Origin of the sequence: Faecalibacterium sp. AF27-11BH (assembly GCF_003603005.1) — a bacterium.
Taxonomy (GTDB): Bacteria; Bacillota; Clostridia; order Oscillospirales; family Ruminococcaceae; genus Faecalibacterium; species Faecalibacterium taiwanense.
This window is the reverse complement of the sequence record NZ_QVGS01000006.1, coordinates 28,033-45,029: the sequence shown is the minus strand read 5'-3', so window position 1 is coordinate 45,029 and position 16,997 is coordinate 28,033. Positions and strand designations below refer to the sequence as shown.

Annotated in this window: 21 protein-coding genes; 6 read left to right on the top strand and 15 right to left on the bottom strand. The window is 57.3% G+C overall.

Going from position 1 to position 16,997, the window contains the following annotated elements:
* The first annotated feature begins 232 nt into the window (after positions 1 to 232).
* Together DWY76_RS07480 and DWY76_RS07475 are read left to right on the top strand one after the other, a co-directional pair.
* Positions 233 to 844, top strand: coding sequence for a class I SAM-dependent methyltransferase (locus DWY76_RS07480; protein ID WP_120080705.1), 612 nt, complete (start codon positions 233 to 235; stop codon positions 842 to 844).
* A 22-nt stretch (positions 845 to 866) separates the two neighbouring features.
* Entirely contained in the window at positions 867 to 1,103 is a 237-nt protein-coding gene (locus DWY76_RS07475) for a hypothetical protein (RefSeq protein ID WP_243111973.1), read from the top strand.
* Positions 1,104 to 1,191: 88 nt separating this feature from the next.
* On the opposite strand, the gene DWY76_RS07470 is transcribed toward DWY76_RS07475, so the two are convergent.
* The 3 genes from DWY76_RS07470 to DWY76_RS07460 form a co-directional block, all read right to left on the bottom strand.
* Complete coding sequence (locus tag DWY76_RS07470) at positions 1,192 to 2,322, bottom strand: SLC13 family permease (protein ID WP_120080703.1); 1,131 nt, start codon at positions 2,320 to 2,322, stop codon at positions 1,192 to 1,194.
* 123 nt (positions 2,323 to 2,445) lie between these two features.
* The gene (locus DWY76_RS07465; protein ID WP_005939716.1) at positions 2,446 to 2,904 is read right to left on the bottom strand and encodes a threonine/serine exporter family protein; all 459 of its coding nucleotides are present in this window, start codon (positions 2,902 to 2,904) and stop codon (positions 2,446 to 2,448) included.
* Positions 2,901 to 3,671, bottom strand: a complete 771-nt coding sequence (locus DWY76_RS07460) for a threonine/serine exporter family protein (protein WP_005939719.1) — start codon at positions 3,669 to 3,671, stop codon at positions 2,901 to 2,903. The genes DWY76_RS07465 and DWY76_RS07460 overlap by 4 nt, the downstream gene beginning before the upstream one ends.
* Before the next feature lie 425 nt (positions 3,672 to 4,096).
* On the opposite strand from DWY76_RS07460, the gene DWY76_RS07455 reads away from it, so the two are divergent.
* Positions 4,097 to 4,567, top strand: a complete 471-nt coding sequence (locus DWY76_RS07455; protein WP_005939725.1) for an Hsp20/alpha crystallin family protein — start codon at positions 4,097 to 4,099, stop codon at positions 4,565 to 4,567.
* Between the two features lie 342 nt (positions 4,568 to 4,909).
* On the opposite strand, the gene DWY76_RS07450 is transcribed toward DWY76_RS07455, so the two are convergent.
* Both DWY76_RS07450 and DWY76_RS07445 read right to left on the bottom strand, forming a co-directional pair.
* Positions 4,910 to 5,038: an OadG-related small transporter subunit gene (locus tag DWY76_RS07450; protein WP_120080701.1), complete on the bottom strand. Its 129-nt coding sequence runs from the start codon at positions 5,036 to 5,038 to the stop codon at positions 4,910 to 4,912.
* Between the two features lie 13 nt (positions 5,039 to 5,051).
* On the bottom strand, positions 5,052 to 6,182 hold the full coding sequence (locus DWY76_RS07445) for a sodium ion-translocating decarboxylase subunit beta (RefSeq protein ID WP_005939727.1): 1,131 nt from the start codon (positions 6,180 to 6,182) through the stop codon (positions 5,052 to 5,054).
* Between the two features lie 437 nt (positions 6,183 to 6,619).
* Between DWY76_RS07445 and DWY76_RS07440 the strand changes: the two genes are divergently transcribed.
* Entirely contained in the window at positions 6,620 to 7,129 is a 510-nt protein-coding gene (locus DWY76_RS07440; RefSeq protein WP_243111972.1) for a peptide-methionine (S)-S-oxide reductase, read from the top strand.
* Positions 7,130 to 7,131: 2 nt separating this feature from the next.
* A complete protein-coding gene (locus DWY76_RS07435; protein ID WP_243111970.1) occupies positions 7,132 to 7,272 on the top strand; it encodes a hypothetical protein in 141 nt (46 codons plus the stop codon).
* Positions 7,273 to 7,374: 102 nt separating this feature from the next.
* On the opposite strand, the gene fabZ is transcribed toward DWY76_RS07435, so the two are convergent.
* The 10 genes from fabZ to acpP all read right to left on the bottom strand — a co-directional run bounded on the left by fabZ (position 7,375) and on the right by acpP (position 15,935).
* Positions 7,375 to 7,845 carry a 3-hydroxyacyl-ACP dehydratase FabZ gene (fabZ, locus tag DWY76_RS07430; protein ID WP_120080699.1) on the bottom strand — a complete coding sequence of 157 codons (471 nt, stop codon included), beginning with the start codon at positions 7,843 to 7,845 and terminating at the stop codon, positions 7,375 to 7,377.
* Positions 7,846 to 7,848: 3 nt separating this feature from the next.
* The gene (gene fabF, locus DWY76_RS07425) at positions 7,849 to 9,087 is read right to left on the bottom strand and encodes a beta-ketoacyl-ACP synthase II (protein ID WP_120080697.1); all 1,239 of its coding nucleotides are present in this window, start codon (positions 9,085 to 9,087) and stop codon (positions 7,849 to 7,851) included.
* A gap of 15 nt (positions 9,088 to 9,102) precedes the next feature.
* Positions 9,103 to 9,852, bottom strand: a complete 750-nt coding sequence (fabG, locus tag DWY76_RS07420; protein WP_120080695.1) for a 3-oxoacyl-[acyl-carrier-protein] reductase — start codon at positions 9,850 to 9,852, stop codon at positions 9,103 to 9,105.
* Positions 9,849 to 10,781: an ACP S-malonyltransferase gene (gene fabD / locus DWY76_RS07415; protein ID WP_120080693.1), complete on the bottom strand. Its 933-nt coding sequence runs from the start codon at positions 10,779 to 10,781 to the stop codon at positions 9,849 to 9,851. Before fabD ends, fabG begins: the two co-directional genes overlap by 4 nt.
* Positions 10,778 to 11,845, bottom strand: coding sequence for a nitronate monooxygenase family protein (locus DWY76_RS07410; protein ID WP_120080691.1), 1,068 nt, complete (start codon positions 11,843 to 11,845; stop codon positions 10,778 to 10,780). The genes fabD and DWY76_RS07410 overlap by 4 nt, the downstream gene beginning before the upstream one ends.
* Positions 11,839 to 12,774: a DUF561 domain-containing protein gene (locus DWY76_RS07405; protein WP_120080689.1), complete on the bottom strand. Its 936-nt coding sequence runs from the start codon at positions 12,772 to 12,774 to the stop codon at positions 11,839 to 11,841. The genes DWY76_RS07410 and DWY76_RS07405 overlap by 7 nt, the downstream gene beginning before the upstream one ends.
* Before the next feature lie 149 nt (positions 12,775 to 12,923).
* Positions 12,924 to 13,877 carry a beta-ketoacyl-ACP synthase III gene (locus DWY76_RS07400; protein WP_120080687.1) on the bottom strand — a complete coding sequence of 318 codons (954 nt, stop codon included), beginning with the start codon at positions 13,875 to 13,877 and terminating at the stop codon, positions 12,924 to 12,926.
* Entirely contained in the window at positions 13,874 to 14,827 is a 954-nt protein-coding gene (locus DWY76_RS07395; protein ID WP_005939761.1) for an acetyl-CoA carboxylase carboxyltransferase subunit alpha, read from the bottom strand. The genes DWY76_RS07400 and DWY76_RS07395 overlap by 4 nt, the downstream gene beginning before the upstream one ends.
* Complete coding sequence (accD, locus tag DWY76_RS07390) at positions 14,824 to 15,696, bottom strand: acetyl-CoA carboxylase, carboxyltransferase subunit beta (RefSeq protein ID WP_120080685.1); 873 nt, start codon at positions 15,694 to 15,696, stop codon at positions 14,824 to 14,826. Before accD ends, DWY76_RS07395 begins: the two co-directional genes overlap by 4 nt.
* An 11-nt stretch (positions 15,697 to 15,707) precedes the next feature.
* Positions 15,708 to 15,935, bottom strand: coding sequence for an acyl carrier protein (gene acpP / locus DWY76_RS07385; RefSeq protein WP_005939770.1), 228 nt, complete (start codon positions 15,933 to 15,935; stop codon positions 15,708 to 15,710).
* Between the two features lie 243 nt (positions 15,936 to 16,178).
* On the opposite strand from acpP, the gene DWY76_RS07380 reads away from it, so the two are divergent.
* Positions 16,179 to 16,859 carry a GntR family transcriptional regulator gene (locus DWY76_RS07380; RefSeq protein ID WP_120080683.1) on the top strand — a complete coding sequence of 227 codons (681 nt, stop codon included), beginning with the start codon at positions 16,179 to 16,181 and terminating at the stop codon, positions 16,857 to 16,859.
* Positions 16,860 to 16,997 lie beyond the last annotated feature (138 nt).

Here is a 16,997-nt window from a genome sequence, read left to right as displayed (position 1 = left end):
GGAAGCGAAATCTCTTTCGGGATTTCCGAAAATGCCTAAACTTCTTGACAGAGGAGACGGCAGGGCGTATTATTTTGGCAGAAGGACCGCTGAGAAGCGGCTTTTTATAGAATGAAAAGTTAGTATTGCCTAACTCACAGCACGAGGAATTGCGGGCCTGTCATCCGGTGCAGTGGGCGCATCTGGTAAAAAGCATTGCATTGTGAACGGTAAACAGAAAGAGGGTGACGTTATGTCCTTTTTTGAAAACACCCGAAAGCCCGTAGGCCTTGGCGGGAAGATCATGGTTGCTATGATGAACCTTGGACACAGCGCAATGGCAGAATGGGGGCTGCGCTTTTTACAGCCTGCCCCGGATGCCATGGTGCTGGACTGCGGCTGCGGCGGTGGAGCGAACATTAAGACACTGCTGAAACTGTGCCCCAACGGCAAGGTGCAGGGCATCGACTACTCAGCCGTCAGCGTGGAAAAAGCGCGAAAAGTCAATGCCAGAGCCATTGCGGCAGGACGGTGTACCGTGCAACAGGCAAGCGTGACAGAGCTGCCGTTTAAAGCGGAGCAGTTTGATGTGGTGACCGCCTTTGAAACGGTCTACTTCTGGCCGGAGCTTGCACAGAATTTCAGAGAGGTTTATCGAGTGCTGAAGCCCGGCGGAATCTTTTTCATCTGTAACGAAGCGAACGGCGAAACGACAAAAGACGACAAATGGACGAAAATCATCAATGGCATGACCATCTATACGGATACTGCACTGAAAGAGTATTTGGAAAAAGCAGGATTTTGTCAGATCCAAAGCCACAAAAATAAAAAGGGCTGGCTTTGCGTTACGGCGCAAAAGCGGTGAAATAGTGTAAGGAGGACGGAGCATGGAACGAAAAGAAGCAATCCGCAGTGCCTATCGGCTGACAGGCGGCAACAATTTTTATGATGGTATGATCACCTGCTCCACCCTGAGCGGGAAAGCGGTGTGCCGCCTGGTGTGGGACATGAACAAGGCGGAAAACGATGCCTATCTGGAAAAGGCACTGTCCGGCATCCCGGAGCATTTTTCCAGCAAGCTGCTGGAGGTGCCGGTGGGCACCGGCATTCTGACCATACGATAAAACCAAAGGGAGTTCTGCCCGGACCTTCGTCCGTGACGGAACTCCCCTTTTTTAGCTTTATAGAAAAACCATAAGTCATCTGCCACGCTCAGTGGAGCAAAAACCACACACCCAGCAGGATCGCAAGGAAGATCAGGTTGGACAGGGTGAACAGCCCAAAATACCGCTTCTTTCCCTGTGGCAGCTCCCGTGCGATCTGCCGGTAGGAAATAAGACTGGCCATGGATGCGATCAAAGTGCCAAGACCTCCCAGATTGGTGCCGATGATGAGGGCTTGTGTCTCTGCCGTGAACCCGGACAGCAGCAGGGCGGCGGGAACATTACTGGTGACCTGCGAAGCAAGAACCGCCACAAGAACTTCCCGGCCGGTCAGAAACTCCTGCAGCCAGCCGGAAAAGGCCGGAATGCGCCCCAGATTGCCAATGAAGATGAAAAAAGCCACAAAGGTCAAAAGCAGGGAATAGTCCACTGCCCGTAAGGTGTGCGGGTCTGCAAAAAGGGCGCAGACGAGTACAGCGGCAAAGGCAATGCCATAAGGCAACACCCGGATCACGGACAGCAGGCAGACGGCAAACAGAACCAGATACAGCAGGATGATCTTCTGATCTCCCTGAGATGCAGAAGAAGAAACAAGCTCGTCCACGGAGAGGGCGGCAGAGGCTTTCCGGCAGACCAGCGCTGCCCAAGCCAGCAGCAGGAGCAGAGAGACCAGGGTGTAGGGCAGCATAAGAAGAACAAATCCCCCGATGCTCATGCCGCTTTTTCCGTAAAGATAGAGGTTCTGCGGGTTGCCGATGGGGGTCAGCATACTGCCAAGGTTTGCCGCAATGGTCTGCATACAGACCACCGGGATCAGAAGGGAGCGGCGGACATCCGCTCCCAGACGGCTCAGAACCACGAACGTAAAGGGAACGAAGGTCAGCAGGGAAACATCGTTGGTGATGAACATGCTTCCGAAAAAGCACAGCCCGACCAGTACCAGTGTCAGCTGAAAGGTGCTGTGGGTACGGGACAGCAATGCCCGGCCCAGTCCATCAAAAAAGCCCTGCCGCCGCAGCCCGGCCATGACCGTCATCAGGGAAAACAAAATCGCCAGCGTGCGCAGGTCGATGTAGCCGAGATACTGCGCATCCGGCAGAACAAAGAAGGCGGAGACAACGGCCAGCACAGCGGCTGCGGTGAGAACCGTTTCCTGCTGAATGAATTGTTTGAGTTTCATAGAGACACATCCTTGTAATTGTAAAGGCAGCCCTGCTGCGATGCCGGACGGCCTTTCTTCGTATTTCAGAGCAGCAGCTCAAACGACCCGATCATCAGGGGCATTCTTCAATGTGGAAGATCGCTACTTTCCCGAAGAACGGATTGCAAGTGCGTGCAGCTTCCGGCTCAAATCGGCCAGACACCATGCGATTGCCATACCGCCGGCAATTCCAAGAGCGGCCAGAAAGGTCTGCTCTCCGAAATGCTCTGCAGCAGACAAATCATTGGAGACGACTGCGTTCATGCAGTAGTAGAGGGTGCTTCCGGGAATGAGGGGAATGGCAGCGGTAATGAAGAAAGGCGTAGAGGGTGCATTGCAGCATCGGGCAAGAATTTCGGCATACAGAGCGGCACAGAAACCGGCCAACAGATTGGCAAGAAAGACGCTGTGCAGGGTGTTGGCGGCAAGAAGATAAGCCAGCCATGCCAGAAGTCCGCCTACACCGGCGGCGGGTAAGTAGCGCCGGTTCAGATTGAAGATCAGTCCGAAACCGACCGAACCAAGGGCAGCACTGAGCAACTGCGAAAAAACCTGTATCATGCGGAAATTCCTCCCATCAACCAGATGGCGGCCATCATGCCGAGTGCAAGGGTGGCGGCCATCAGAATGGCTTCCACCAGCCGAAGAGAGCCGGAAATAATGTCCCCAAGTAAGATGTCCCGGATGGAATTTGTCAGCATGATGCCGGGAATCAGCAGCATGATGATACCAATCAGAACTTTATCGGCATGAAACTGCATCCCAAAGCGGCAGAGCAGCAGAGTGGAGACACCGCTGAGAAATGATGCTATAAACTGAAATTCTACGCCATTCATACAAAAAGGCGAGAGATAGCGCTCCATCCAGCAAATCAGAACGGCAATGCCGCCGGCCAGCAGGCCGTCCCAGAGATTTCCACCAAAGAAGATGGCAAAACTGGAAGCAGCCAACACACTGCCGGCAAGATGCAGTCTTGGGTCCGGATGCTGTGCCAGAATGGCATTCAGTTGGCGCTGAAACTCTTCTATGGAAGGAGGTGCTGTGCAGATACGGCGGCTGAGCGCATTGAGCTTTTCCAATGTCAGCAGGTCATTGCTGGCAGCGTGACGCAGGCGGCGGGTCTCGGTCTGCGGCGGCAGCGAGGGCATGGTAAGCGTGACCACGATGCTGGATGTGATCACGAATACATTCACATCTTCTGCCCCATAGGCGATTGCGATCCGGTTCAAAGTGTCCTCAACGCGGAATACTTCTGCGCCACTGTTTTGTAAAGCTTCGCCCATTCGGACCAGAATGTGGAGAAAATGACTGATCTCGGTCTCTTCCACAATATCACGCTCTTTTCATCTCGGTTTCCACATTATTATAGCGGGTGGACCGGCAGAACGCAAGACGCTGCAAGGACAGAGAGACTTTTTGATAACTGCATTGTTTACGCGGGCAATGGATCGCCTGGTTCTGAAGAAACGGCTTGCATCCGTTCTGTCACAGCGAAAGACTACGATTGGAGAAGAAAAAATTGAATCCAGTGCAAACGATTTTGCCGAGAATTGCATGAAATATTATAAAAGTATTATTCTTTTATGAATTTTAGCGCTCTACTATTGACACTGCTAATAAACAGTGTTATAACAGTGGCGTGCTCAGGAGAAAGGGGCATGAGGGAACCGCAAGGCTCCCGGGAAGACTCCGCTTCTGATGCACGATCTTGATTTTATGCCCGACCCGAACGCCGGGATTGGAGGGTTGTTTTATGTTTATGCCTGCTGTTTTCCATGAAAATCTGTTCGATGATTTCTTTGATCCGTTCTGGAACGACGGTGCGCTGGAGCGTGCAATGAATCGTGAAGAGCGTGAGACCTTCGGCAAGCGCGGCGCAAACATGATGAAAACCGATGTGAAGCAGACCGCCGATGGCAACTATGATGTGGCTGTTGACCTGCCCGGCTGCAAGAAGGAAGACGTTCAGATGGAGCTGAGCGACGGCTACCTGACCATTCAGGCCGTCCGCAACCACTCCAATGACGAGAAGGACAACAATGGCCGTTATCTGCGCCGTGAGACCTTCTCCGGTACCTGTGCCCGCAGCTTCTATGTGGGTGATGCCGTGAAGAAGGAGGACATCCACGCAAAGTTCGAGGATGGCATCCTGCACATCGTACTGCCCGCACCGCAGCAGCAGAAGGCTCTGCCTGCGAATCCCAATCTCATTGAAATCGAATAACGTTTGTGCATCGGTGTGAGGAACACCGGCGCATAGAACCAGCCCCCGGAGAACCGTAAAAAGCTCTTCGGGGGTTTTTGTATTCTGACATCTTTTCGGAAGTGAAAAAGCGTGGTACCCACAACACCGACACGCAAGAGGGCGCAGCAGTCAATCTTTTTGAAACCGCCGTCAAACACGCATAAAAGCGAAAAGAACCCGCTTTCAACATCAAATTGAAGTGAAAGCGGGTTCTTTATTGAAGTGACACCAAGTTGTCACAAAATCACAGCTTTAGAAGGCCTGTGCATCATATTTATATCGATATTTCGCCGTAAATTCGTTTCTACTTGATGGGGTGAATTATTTCCGATTTGTCAGCCGGTTGAGCAGCATCACAGCCAGGACAATGACACCAATGACGAGAAGAATGCCGACCATGCCGATGAGCATCATGGGCAGGGTGGTCATCCACGAAGAAAGATGAAGCATAAGTGTACCTCCGTTAAGCCATCAGGGTCAGAATTAGGCCGCCTGCAATGACGGATGCGATCTGCCCCGAAACGTTGACGCTGATGGAGTACATCAGCAGGAAATTCTGGTTATCTTCTTCCAATCCCATCTTGTTGACCACACGGCCGCTCATGGGGAAGGCGGAGATGCCGGCTGCACCGATCATCGGGTTCAGTTTTTTGCCTTCGGGCAGGAACAGGTTCAGCAGCTTTGCAAACAGCACGCCGCCTGCGGTATCAAAAACGAAGGCTACCAGACCCAGTGCAAGGATGAGCAGGGTATCGGGCCGGACAAACTTGTCAGCGGTCATCTGTCCGGCCACGGTCAGGCCCAGCACGATGGTGATGAGGTTTGCCAGCACATTCTGCGCGGTTTCGCTGAGGGCGTTCAGTACGCCGCACTCCCGCAGCAGGTTGCCGAACATCAGAAAACCAACTAGAGCTACACTGGCAGGAGCTACCATACCGGCAATGATGGTTACCACAATGGGGAACAGAATCTTCGTCAGCTGGCTGACATTGCCCTTTTCATAGGGCATCCGGATGCGGCGGTCCTTCTGAGTGGTCAGCAGTTTAATGACCGGCGGCTGCACGATGGGCACCAGAGCCATGTAACTGTACGCTGCCACCATGATGGCACCAAGGTACTGGGAGTTGAGGGTGTTAGCTACAAAAATGGCGGTGGGACCGTCCGCTGCACCAATGACAGCGATGGAAGCAGCATCCTTCAAATCAAAGAAGAAGCCTGCCAGAAACAGGGTGAAGAAAATACCAAACTGCGCTGCGGCACCAAAGAGCATGAGCCACGGTTTTTCCAGCAGGGGGCCAAAGTCGATCATAGCACCAATGCCGATGAAAAGCAGCAGGGGAAACAGCTCGTTGGACATGCCTGCTTCAAACAGGGCAGAAATGGGGCCTACGGTATCGCCCTGCGTGATGGCACCGGACAGCGGCAGATTGACCAGAATGGCACCAAAGCCCATGGGTAAAAGCAGGCTCGGCTCCATTTTTTTGGCGATGGCAAGGTAGATGAGCAATGCACCAATGCCCCACATCACCACCATCTGCCAAGTCAGGTTTCCAAAATTGGAAAACAGACTTGCGAATGTGTTCAGAAAGTTCATAGTTTTCTTGCCTCCTATTGTGCTCCGGTACGGTGACAAGAAAAAGAGACTCCTGCCACAGCACCTTGTCTGTGACAAAAGTCTCAAGCGAACACATGACATCGGGCATTTCTGCCGTGATGACGCTGCCATGCAGCAGTCTCCCGAAGAATAAGCCGGAACACTGCCCTTTACTCCCTTTTATCAGATGTATTAAAACAGAATATGGGAAAACTGTCAAGAAAAATACAGAAATCTTTTCTGTATCTTATGAGGGTTCTTCCGCTGTGGTTCACGCAAGCTGATTACAGCAAAGCATTTCTGAAAGCCCATCGAGAGAAAATCACTCTGCACAAGGCGGCCCCGGAGAGCTGCGATAAGCCCTCCGGGGCCATTTTTGTTTTCCGATATCTTTCCGACAGTGGGAAAGCGTGGTAGAATAGGAGCAAAGCTGATATATGATCAACAGGAAGGGGAAAATCAAGATGGAAACGGTCTATATCGCAGGCGGATGCCTTTGGGGCGTGCAGCATTTTTTTGACACAGTGCCTGGTGTACAGATGACTGAAGCCGGCAGAGCCAACGGAACAACGAGTTCTCTGGATGGCCCATACGATGGATATGCAGAATGCGTAAAAGTGGTCTATGATGAGAAAAACACAAGCATTTCAGAACTGATGGCACACCTGTTTGAGATCATCGACCCCTACAGCCTGAACAAACAGGGTGTGGACGTTGGAAAAAAGTACCGGACAGGGCTGTACAGTACAGATCCCAGACATCTGGAAGAAGCAAGAGCTTTTATAAACGGCCGGGAGGACCGGGACAAGATCATGCTGGAAGTGCTGCCGCTGACAAATTATGTCCGGAGCGCTGAGGAGCATCAGCACCATCTGGAACGGCACCCTGAAGACTGCAGTTACTGCCATATCCCGGATGCTGTCCTGAACAGATACAGAAATCAGTAAATATGCGATCCTACCATTGCAGTAACACCAATGGAAAGTATCAGGAGCAGGAGAGTGCTCCGCTGGTGCGGGAATTTCTGGCGGATACCGGCATGACGGTGGCGCAGATCGACCGGGTGGCCTATCTGGTGGGGCACCACTGATGGTTCTGGATGTGGCGCTTGGCTGAGAGAGCGAAGCAGCTTCTCAATGGTAAAATAACGGAAAACACCCCTGTGAGCTTTTTTAAACTCACAGGGGTGTTTTTAGGCGTTGGGGTCGGTCAGCACAAAGGTCAGCTCGGCGGTGGCGGCGCACTTGCCGTCCACCCACGCCGAGGCTTTGCCCACGCCCACCGGGCCGTGCTGCTCTACCAGTTCACAGTGCAGGGTGAGCACATCGCCGGGGGTGACCTGTTTGCGGAAGCGGGCATTCTTGATGCCGCCGAAGAGGGCCAGTTTGCCCTTGTTCTCCGGCAGGCTGAGCGCCGCAGCGGCACCGGTCTGGGCCAGTGCTTCCAGAATGAGCACTCCCGGCATCACCGGCTGGCCGGGAAAATGTCCGCAGAAAAATTCCTCATTGCGGCTCACGCACTTGCGGCCGATGGCCCACTGGCCCGGCTCATAGTCCAGAATGCGGTCCACAAGGGCAAAGGGATAGCGGTGCGGCAGAAGCGCCGCGATCTCCTCACTGTTCAGGGTGTTTGCGTCTGCACGCACGGTGCGGGGTTCTGCCATGGGTCAGCCCTCCCATCTGCGCAGGGCGATGCAGGCGTTGTGCCCGCCAAAGCCCAGACTGTTGCTCAGTGCGTGGGTCATGGCCTGCGCACGGCCAGTGTTCGGCACATAGTCCAGATCACATTCGGGATCGGGCTGCTCATAGTGGATGGTGGGCGGCGCAAACTGGTCATGCAGGGCCAGCGCTGTAAATACGGCTTCAATGCCGCCCGCACCGCCCAGCAGATGGCCGGTCATGCTCTTGGTGCTTACCACAGTCAGCTGCTTTGCGTGTTCGCCGAACACCGCATGGATGGCGGCGGTCTCGCAGGCATCGTTCATGTGGGTGCCGGTGCCGTGGGCGTTGATGTGATCCACCTGCTCCGGTGCGATGCCTGCATCCGCCAGCGTCAGCGCCATGCAGTCGATGGCACCTGCGCCGCCGGGGGCGGGGGCGGTGAAGTGGTAGGCGTCGCAGTTGGCACCGTAGCCCACCATCTCGGCGTAGATGTGCGCACCGCGGGCACGGGCATGTTCCAGCTCTTCCAGCACCAGCACACCGCTGCCTTCGCCCATCACGAAGCCGCCGCGCCGCGCGTCAAAGGGCAGGCTGGCTGCATCCGGATCGGTCGCAGTGGAAAGCGCTTTCATGCTGGTAAAGCCGCCGATGCCCAGAGGGCTGATGCAGCTCTCTGCACCGCCGCAGACCATGGCGGTCTCGTAGCCGTCACGGATGCGGTGGAAGGCATCGCCTACGGCATTGGTGCCGCCGGCGCAGGCCGTCACCGGGCAGGTGCACATGCCCTTCAGACCAAAGCGGATGGCCACCTGTGCCGCTGCCATGTTGGCAATGGACATGGGCACGAAATAGGGGCTTACCTTTTCCATGCCCTTCTCTTCACCACGGGTGTGCTGCTCCTCAATGGTGGGCAGACCGCCGATGCCGCTGGAAAGGATGACACCGATCTGTTTGGCTTCCGCTTCGGTGTCCAGACCGCTGTCTGCAACTGCTTCAGCGGCGGCAGCAAGGGCCAGAACGGTAAAGCGGGCCATCTTGCGGGCTTCCTTTTTGTCCACGATGGTTTCCGGGTCAAAGCCCTTCACCTCGCCTGCCAGCTTACATTTAAAATCGGTGGTATCGAACTGGGTAATGGGGCCGATGCCGCATTTGCCCGCTTTGGCAGCGGCCCAGCTGTCGGTGGTGTTGTTGCCCAGCGGGTTCACGGTGCCAAGGCCGGTGATCACGACTCTGCGTTTTTCCATGAGAGTTTTCTCCTTTTACATTGCCATGCCGCCGTCTGCACAGAGCACCTGCCCGGTGAGATAGCTGCTTTGTTCTGCGGCAAAAAATGCCACTGCATTTGCCACATCCTCCGGCTTTCCTGCGCGGCCTGCGGGGATGCCCTTTGCCATTTCGGCACGGACGGCTTCCGGCAGGGCGGCGGTCATGTCGGTCTCGATAAAGCCCGGCGCGACCGCATTCACGGTCACATTGCGGCTTGCCAGCTCGCGGGCAAGGCTTTTGGTCAGGCCGATCAGGCCCGCCTTGCTGGCGGCGTAATTGGTCTGGCCGGCGTTGCCCCGCAGGGCCACCACACTGGAAAGGTTCACGATGCGGCCCCAGCGCTGGCGCACCATGCGGCGGGCGGCCTCCTTGCAGCAGAGGAACGCACCCTTGAGGTTTGCGTTCAGCACTGCATCGAAGTCCTCTTCGCTCATGCGCAGGATCAGATTATCGCGGGTAATGCCCGCGTTGTTCACAAGGATATCCACCCGGCCAAAGGCGTTCACCGCCTGTTCAAAGAGTGCTTTGCAGCCCTCGGCAGTGGAAACATCGGCCTGCACAGCCACGGCATCTGCGTTTTCGGCCTTGCACAGAGCCACCGTCTCGGCAGCTGCAGCTTCGCCGTGGCAGTAATTCACCACGACATTGCAGCCCTGCTTTGCCAGCTGGATGCACACAGCCCGGCCAATGCCCCGGCTTCCGCCAGTAACAACGGCGGTGCGGATGATCGTTTCTTCGCTCATAGCTCTTCCTTCCATGCTGTCAGTGCGGCGTTCAGCTGCTCCGGGGTCTCCACCGAAGCGCAGACCACGCCGGGCAGGGTCTTTTTCACAAAGCCAGCCAGAGCACTGCCCGGGCCGACTTCCAGAATATGGTCTACGCCCAGCTCACCGAGGCGGTGGAGCGTATCTTCCATGTAAACGCTGCTCTGCACCTGCTTCACGAGCAGGGCGGGGATGTTGTCCTGCTCAGCTTTTTCACGGCCAAGGCAGTTGAACAGCACCGGCACCTGCATCTCGCCAAAGGGCTCAGACGAAAAACGCTTTGCCAGTGCATCCCCGGCGGGAGCCATGAGGCGGGTGTGGAACGGGCCGCTCACCTTGAGCGGGATGCAGCGGCGGGCACCGGCTTCTTTGGCCAGTGCGGCGGCTTTGTCCACAGCGGCTTTCTCGCCGCCGATGACCAGCTGACCCGGGCAGTTGTAGTTGCAGATCTGCACGCAGCCCAGCTCTGCCGCCTGCTCACAGCAGGCGGCAAGTGCCTGCCGGTCAAGGTTCAGCACGGCGGTCATGCCGCAGTCAATGCCCTTTGCAGCTTCGGCCATGGCTTTGCCGCGGTAAGCGGCCAGCTCGATGGCCTGCTTTGCGGTGAACACCCCGGCAGCTTCCAGCGCGGAGTATTCGCCCAGCGAAAGCCCGGCCACATAAGCGGGTTTCACGCCCTGCTGGGCCAGCACTGCGGTCACGCCGCAGGCAAAGGCCACCATGCAGGGCTGGGTGTATTCGGTCTGATTCAAAAGGCCGTCCGGGTCCTCAAAGCAGACGCGGTGCAGATCGAAGTCCAGCTCTGCACTGTCAAATGCCGCCCGGAACGCGGGAGAGCCTTCGTAAAATTCTTTGCCCATGCCGGGGTGCTGTGCCCCCTGACCGGCATATAAAACGGCAAGCTTCATTGATTTTGCCTCCATTCGGTCACAAGTTCATCCATCAGCTCCTGTACCGTGCGCATCCGGTCCAGCCTGCCCACGTTGGCCCCGCAGAAGAACAGGCCCTCCTCCACATTGCCCTTTACGGCTTCGATGAGCGCGTGGGTGATGCAGTAGGGCACCTTGGCGGGGTCGCAGGTCTTCAGGCAGCGGGCACAGTGCCGGGGAGGAAAGCGGGTCCCCTCTGCCAGCGCCTGCACCAGCGGGGTGTTCAGTGCACGGCCCGGCATTCCCACCGGGCTGTGGATGATCCGTACATCCTCGGGCCGGGCGTTCAGCAGAACGTCCTTGTAGCCCTGGGATGCGTCGCACTCGTAGGTGGTGATAAAGCGGGTAGCAAGCTGTACGCCCGCAGCGCCCATTGCGGTAAAGTGGGCCATATCGGCACCGGTATACACTCCGCCTGCCACAAACACGGGGATGCTGTGGCCAAACTGTGCTTCAAAGGGCTTTACCTCGGCCAGCACCTCGGGCAGAATGTCATCGAGGGTCTGGCATTTGCCTGCCAGCAGGTCATCTTCGGCAAAGCCGAGGTGTCCGCCTGCCTTGCAGCCTTCGATCACCACAAAATCAGCGGTGCGGCCAAACTCCTTGGCCCAGCGGCGCAGGATGAGTTTTGCGGCTCTTCCGCTGGAAACGATGGGCGCGATGGCAACATCCGTTGTGCCCACGATGCCGGGCAGCTCCAACGGCAGGCCTGCGCCGGACACCACCGCGTCTACGCCCGCTTCCACAGCGGTGCGGATCGCGGACGCATAATCCTGCGTTGCCACCATGGCGTTGATGGCTACCATGCCCGCGCCCTTTGCGATCTGCTTTGCTTTTTTAATTTCCGCTGTCAGTGCACGGTGGTTGGCGCTTGCCGGGTCGCGGGCAAAGTCCGGCTCCCGGTAGCCTGCATCGGCGGTGGAGATGCACCCCATGCCGCCGCAGGCTGCAACAGCACCGGCCAGCCCGCCGAGGGAAACGCCCACACCCATGCCGCCCTGTAGGATGGGCACAGACAGGGTCTTTCTGCCGAGGGTCAGCATTCGGTGCTCAGCGCGGCAATGCGCTGCCTCCCGCCGTTCCACAGGTCTGCAAGAATATCTGCCACCGGGCGCACCTCGTGCAGCATGCCTGCCACCTGACCGGCCATCAGGCTTCCGGTGGTGGTGTCGCCCTCAAACACGGCGCGGCGCAGGCTGCCAAGGGTGTACTTTTCCAGCTCCATCTTGTCGGCACCGGCGTTTTCCTGCCGGACATATTCGCGGCTCATTCGGTTTTTCAGCACCCGCACCGGCGCACCCACGCTTCGGCCGGTCACGATGGTATCGCTGTCCTTGGCCTTGAGCAGGGCGGCTTTGTAATTTTCATGGATGGGGCACTCCTCGCTCACCAGCAGGCAGGTGCCTACCTGCACGCCGCAGGCACCCAGAGCCAGAGCTGCTGCCAGCTGGCGGCCATCGGCGATGCCGCCAGCTGCAATGACGGGTACATTTACGGCATCCACCACCTGCGGCACCAGCGCCATGGTAGCCATTTCGCCCACATGGCCGCCGCTCTCGGTGCCCTCAGCAATGACAGCATCGATGCCCAGCGGCTCCAGATGCTTTGCCAGCACGGCGGCGGCGACAACCGGGATCACCTTGATGCCTGCCGCTTTCCACGCGGGGATATATTTGCCCGGGTTGCCTGCACCGGTGGTCACAACGGGCACGCCCTCTTCCACCACGATCTTGGCAAACTCATCTGCCTGCGGATGCATGAGCATGATGTTCACGCCAAAAGGCTTGTCGGTCAGCTCTTTGCAGCGGCGGATGCTCTGGCGCAGGGTGTCGGCGTTCATGCCGCCCGCGCCAATGATGCCCAGCGCACCCGCGTTGGAGCAGGCGGCGGCAAACTCGCCGGTGGCAATGTTGGCCATGCCGCCCTGAATGATGGGGTATTTTGTGCCTAGAATTTCATTTAAAAGTTTCATTGAAAAACCCTCTCAGTCAATGCCTTCCGGCATTGACAGCTCCCCCGAGGGGGGAGCTTTTTTCTGCTTTTCTGTCAGCTGGACCTTCTCTTGGAAGGCACACTGACCCTACCCGCCCATAAAGCTCCCCCTTCGGGGGAGCTGGCGCATCAGCGCCTGAGAGGGTCGTATTCCACAATCATGCCGCCCCATGTCAGGCCGCCGCCAAAGCCGATGCAGGCCAGAAGCTGGCCCGGCTGCAGCTGCCCGTTCTCGGCAAGCTCGTTCAGGGCCACCGGGATGCTGGCGGCGCTGGTGTTGCCGTGGCGGTCCATGTTCTTGTAGAACTTTGCCGGGTCGGCCTTCAGCGCCCGCACGCAGTGGTCGATGATGCGGCTGTTGGCCTGATGGCAGACCACCCACTCAAGATCATCGAGGGTCAGCTGTGTTTCATCCAGCACAGTGTGCAGGCACTTGGGCAGGGCATCCACTGCAAAGCGGAATACGGCCTTGCCGTCCATGGTGATGGGCGCAGAACCTGTGCGGTTCGGCCCGCCCGCATGGAGAACATCGCTACCGCGCGCGCCCAGCGTCAGAGCAAAGGGAGTGCCCGACAGCTGAAAAATGGCAGCACCGGCTCCATCCCCAAACAGTACACAGGTGGAGCGGTCGGCGGGGTCCATCAGGCGGGAAAGGGCTTCGCACCCAATGACGAGGGCATACTGTCCACCCAAAGTTGTCAGCAGTCCCCGCGCCACGGCTATGCCGTAGAGGAAGCCGGAACAGGCCGCGTTGACATCCAGCGCAGGCCGGTCCTCGGGAAGGCCCAGCGCCGCCTGCACCTGACAGGCTACACTGGGGGTCGCGTCTGGGGCGGACAGGGTGGCACAGATGCAGCACCCGATCTGCGCAGGGGCAAGGCCGCTGCGGGCCAAAGCCTGCTTTGCGGCGGAAATGGCCAGCGTGGCGGCAGATTCATCCTCCGTGCACCAGTGCCGGGTGCGGATGCCGGTGCGGCTGGTAATCCACTCGTCACTGGTATCCACCATGCGGCTCAGATCTTCGTTGGTGACCGTCCGGCCGGGGATGGCCCCGCCGGTGGCGATCAGCTGTAAACCACTCATGCGTTCCTCGTTTCTCCGATCTGGCGGTATTTTTTATAGCGCTGGTCGGCCAGCTGGCGGCCGCTCATGCGGCACAGCTCTTTCAGGTGCACCCGCAAAGCAACATCCAACTGTTCAAACAAGGCTGCGTGGCTGCGCTGTGCGCCGCCCAACGGTTCCGGGATCACCTGCTCCACGATGCCATCGCTGTACAGATCCTGCGCGGTCAGCTTCATCATCTCGCAGGCTTCGCCGCTGCGGGAAGCATCCTTCCACAGAATGCTGGCAAAGCCCTCGGGGCTGAGCACCGAGTAAACGGCATTTTCCAGCATGAGGATGTGGTTTGCCACACCCAGTGCCAGCGCACCGCCGGAAGAGCCTTCGCCGGTGACAACGGCAATGACCGGCACGGTCAGGCCGCTCATTTCCATCAGGTTGCGTGCAATAGCTTCGCCCTGACCGCGCTCCTCGGCATCCTTGCCGGGGTAAGCGCCCGGCGTGTCAATGAAGGTGATGATGGGCCGGCCAAACTTTTCGGCCTGCTTCATCAGGCGCAGGGCCTTGCGGTAGCCCTCCGGCCCCGGCATACCAAAGTTACAGGCCAGATTTTCTTCCAGTGTGCTGCCCTTGCGGTGGCCGATGACCGTCACCGGCAATCCGTGAAAACGGGCGATGCCGCCCAGAATGGCAGGGTCTTCCTTGCACTGACGGTCGCCGCGCTGCTCAAAGAAGTCGGTGAACAGGGCAGAAACAGTCTCATCAATGTGGGGGCGCTCCGGATGCCGGGCCAGAAACACCCGATCCTCGGCGGTCAGCGGGCCGCAGGTGCGCAGGATCTCGTCCTCTTCCACAGCCAGCTCTGCCAGCTCGGAGGCATGGGCCGTGATGGCATCCATCTCGTTGCCGCTGCCTTTCAGCGCGGCAATCTGGGCATCCAGCGGAGCCAGCTGCTCTAAAATTTCCTTGATCATTCGTGTTTTCCTCCTGCATGGAGCTGCAAGACCTGGATCAGGGTATCCCGCAGCTGGCTGCGGGGCACCACCTGATCCACAAAGCCGTGCTCCATCTGGAACTCGCTGCGCTGGAATCCGGCAGGCAGCTTTTCGCCAATGGTCTGCTCAATGACCCGCGGACCTGCAAAGCCGATCAGCGCGCCAGGCTCTGCCAGCATGATGTCGCCAAGGCTTGCAAAGCTGGCCGTCACACCGCCGGTGGTGGGGTGGGTGAGCACACTGATGTACAACCCGCCCTTTGCCGAAAAGCGCTGGATGGCGGCACTGGTCTTTGCCATCTGCATCAGGCTGAAAATGCCCTCCTGCATCCGCGCGCCGCCGCTGGCCGAAAAAATAACCAGCGGCAGGTGCTTTGCGGCGGCGTACTCGATGGCGCGGGTGATCTTGTCGCCCACGGCAGTGCTCATGCTGCCCATGAAAAAGCGGCTGTCCAGCACGGCAGCCACGCAGGCCCCCCCGCCGATGCGGCCGGTGGCCGTTACAGCGGCTTCGCGCAGGCCGGTCTTGTTCTGGGCGGTGGCAAGCTTTTCACGGTAGCCCGGAAAATGCAGCACATCCTGCGGAGCAAGGTCGGCATCCAGTTCCCGGAAGCTGCCGTGGTCCAGCACCAGACTGAGCCGGTAGTACCCGCCAATGGGCATGTGGTAGCCGCAGTTGGGGCAGACGTAAAGGCTTCTTGCCCACAGGGTGCGTGCGGCGCGGCGGCCGCACTGCTTGCACTCCACAAACTGCTGCTCGTGCCAGACGGCACCGGCATCCCGCTTGGCCTTCAGCTGGAAGGTGCGCTCCCGCATTCGGCCGGGGAAAAGATCTCGGATATCGTTCATTGCTTTTTGCCTCAGATATGTGCGGTGATGTAGTTGTAGATATCGCCCACGGTCTTGAGCTTTGCCAGCTCTTCGTCCGGGATGGACACGCCGCAGGCATCTTCCAGAGCCATGTTCAGCTCCACGGCATCCAGACTGTCGGCCTCCAGATCCTCGGTCAGGCTGGCCTCCATGGTCACCTTGTCCTCGTCGCAGTTCAGGGTATCAACAACGATCTTCTTCATTTCTTCAAACGTCATGGTAGTAGTCTCCTTTGATTTGTTTTGAATATCTAAATTTTTTGAAGTTTCTTGCGAACACGACCATTATAGCCGAATCGTTGGATAAGTCAAGAATAATAGTTAAAATATTTTATCTTTTACAATTCTGACACAGTTTTCTTCCTTTTATATATTGTCCTCTTTTACGCCGGTGTGCAGTGTGGTATACTTGACCCAGCAGTCTGAGAACAGTGTTTCCCTGTGAGGGAAAGGAGCCTTCCGATGATTACGATTTCAGAGCGCAGAGAGCATGAATCTGCAAAAAGTTTTGTTCTGCGGGTATTGATCGATAATATTATCAATACCCGTCTGGAGCCGGGTGAAAAACTGAACGAGCCGGAATTGTGCGAACAGCTGGGGGTGAGCCGCACCCCCTTCCGGGAAGCAGAGCTGGAGCTGGCGCAGCGGCGGCTCATTGAGATCCGGCCCAAGATCGGCACCTATGTTTCTCTCATCGATGCAGAGCTGGTGGAAGAAGTACGCCATCTGCGCGCTGTGCTGGAAGCAGAGATCGCCTGCATGGCGTGCGAAAAGCTGACCCCGGCGGATATCGACCAGCTGTGGGAGAACGTGGCGCTCTGGCGCATGTACATTGAGCGTGCACAGGAAGAAAAGATCTTTGAGCTGGACAAGGGGTTCCACCGGCTGCTTTATGTGCAGTGCGGCTGCCCGTACTGGTACGATCTGGTGGAAAATCTGGCTCCGCATTTTGACCGCACCACCATCCTCAGCTTCCGCTGCAGGCCCGCAAAAACGATCTACGAAGATCACGTCAGCCTGCTGAAAGCCATTGAACAGAAGGATGCGGCGGCAGCACACCGCATTGCCGGGCAGCATATGCAGCGCTACACGGAGAACCTTTCTGCGATCCGGGAAGCATTCCCACACTATTTCAAAGCCTGAAACAACCGTATCACGTTCAGAAATGCCGTATCTATGCCAAAAGATGCGGCATTTTTTTGTGCAGTTTTTTGCCGGAAACGGCTTGACAGAGATCATGAAATGTTATATATTTTAGTCAATGAAATATATAACATAAAA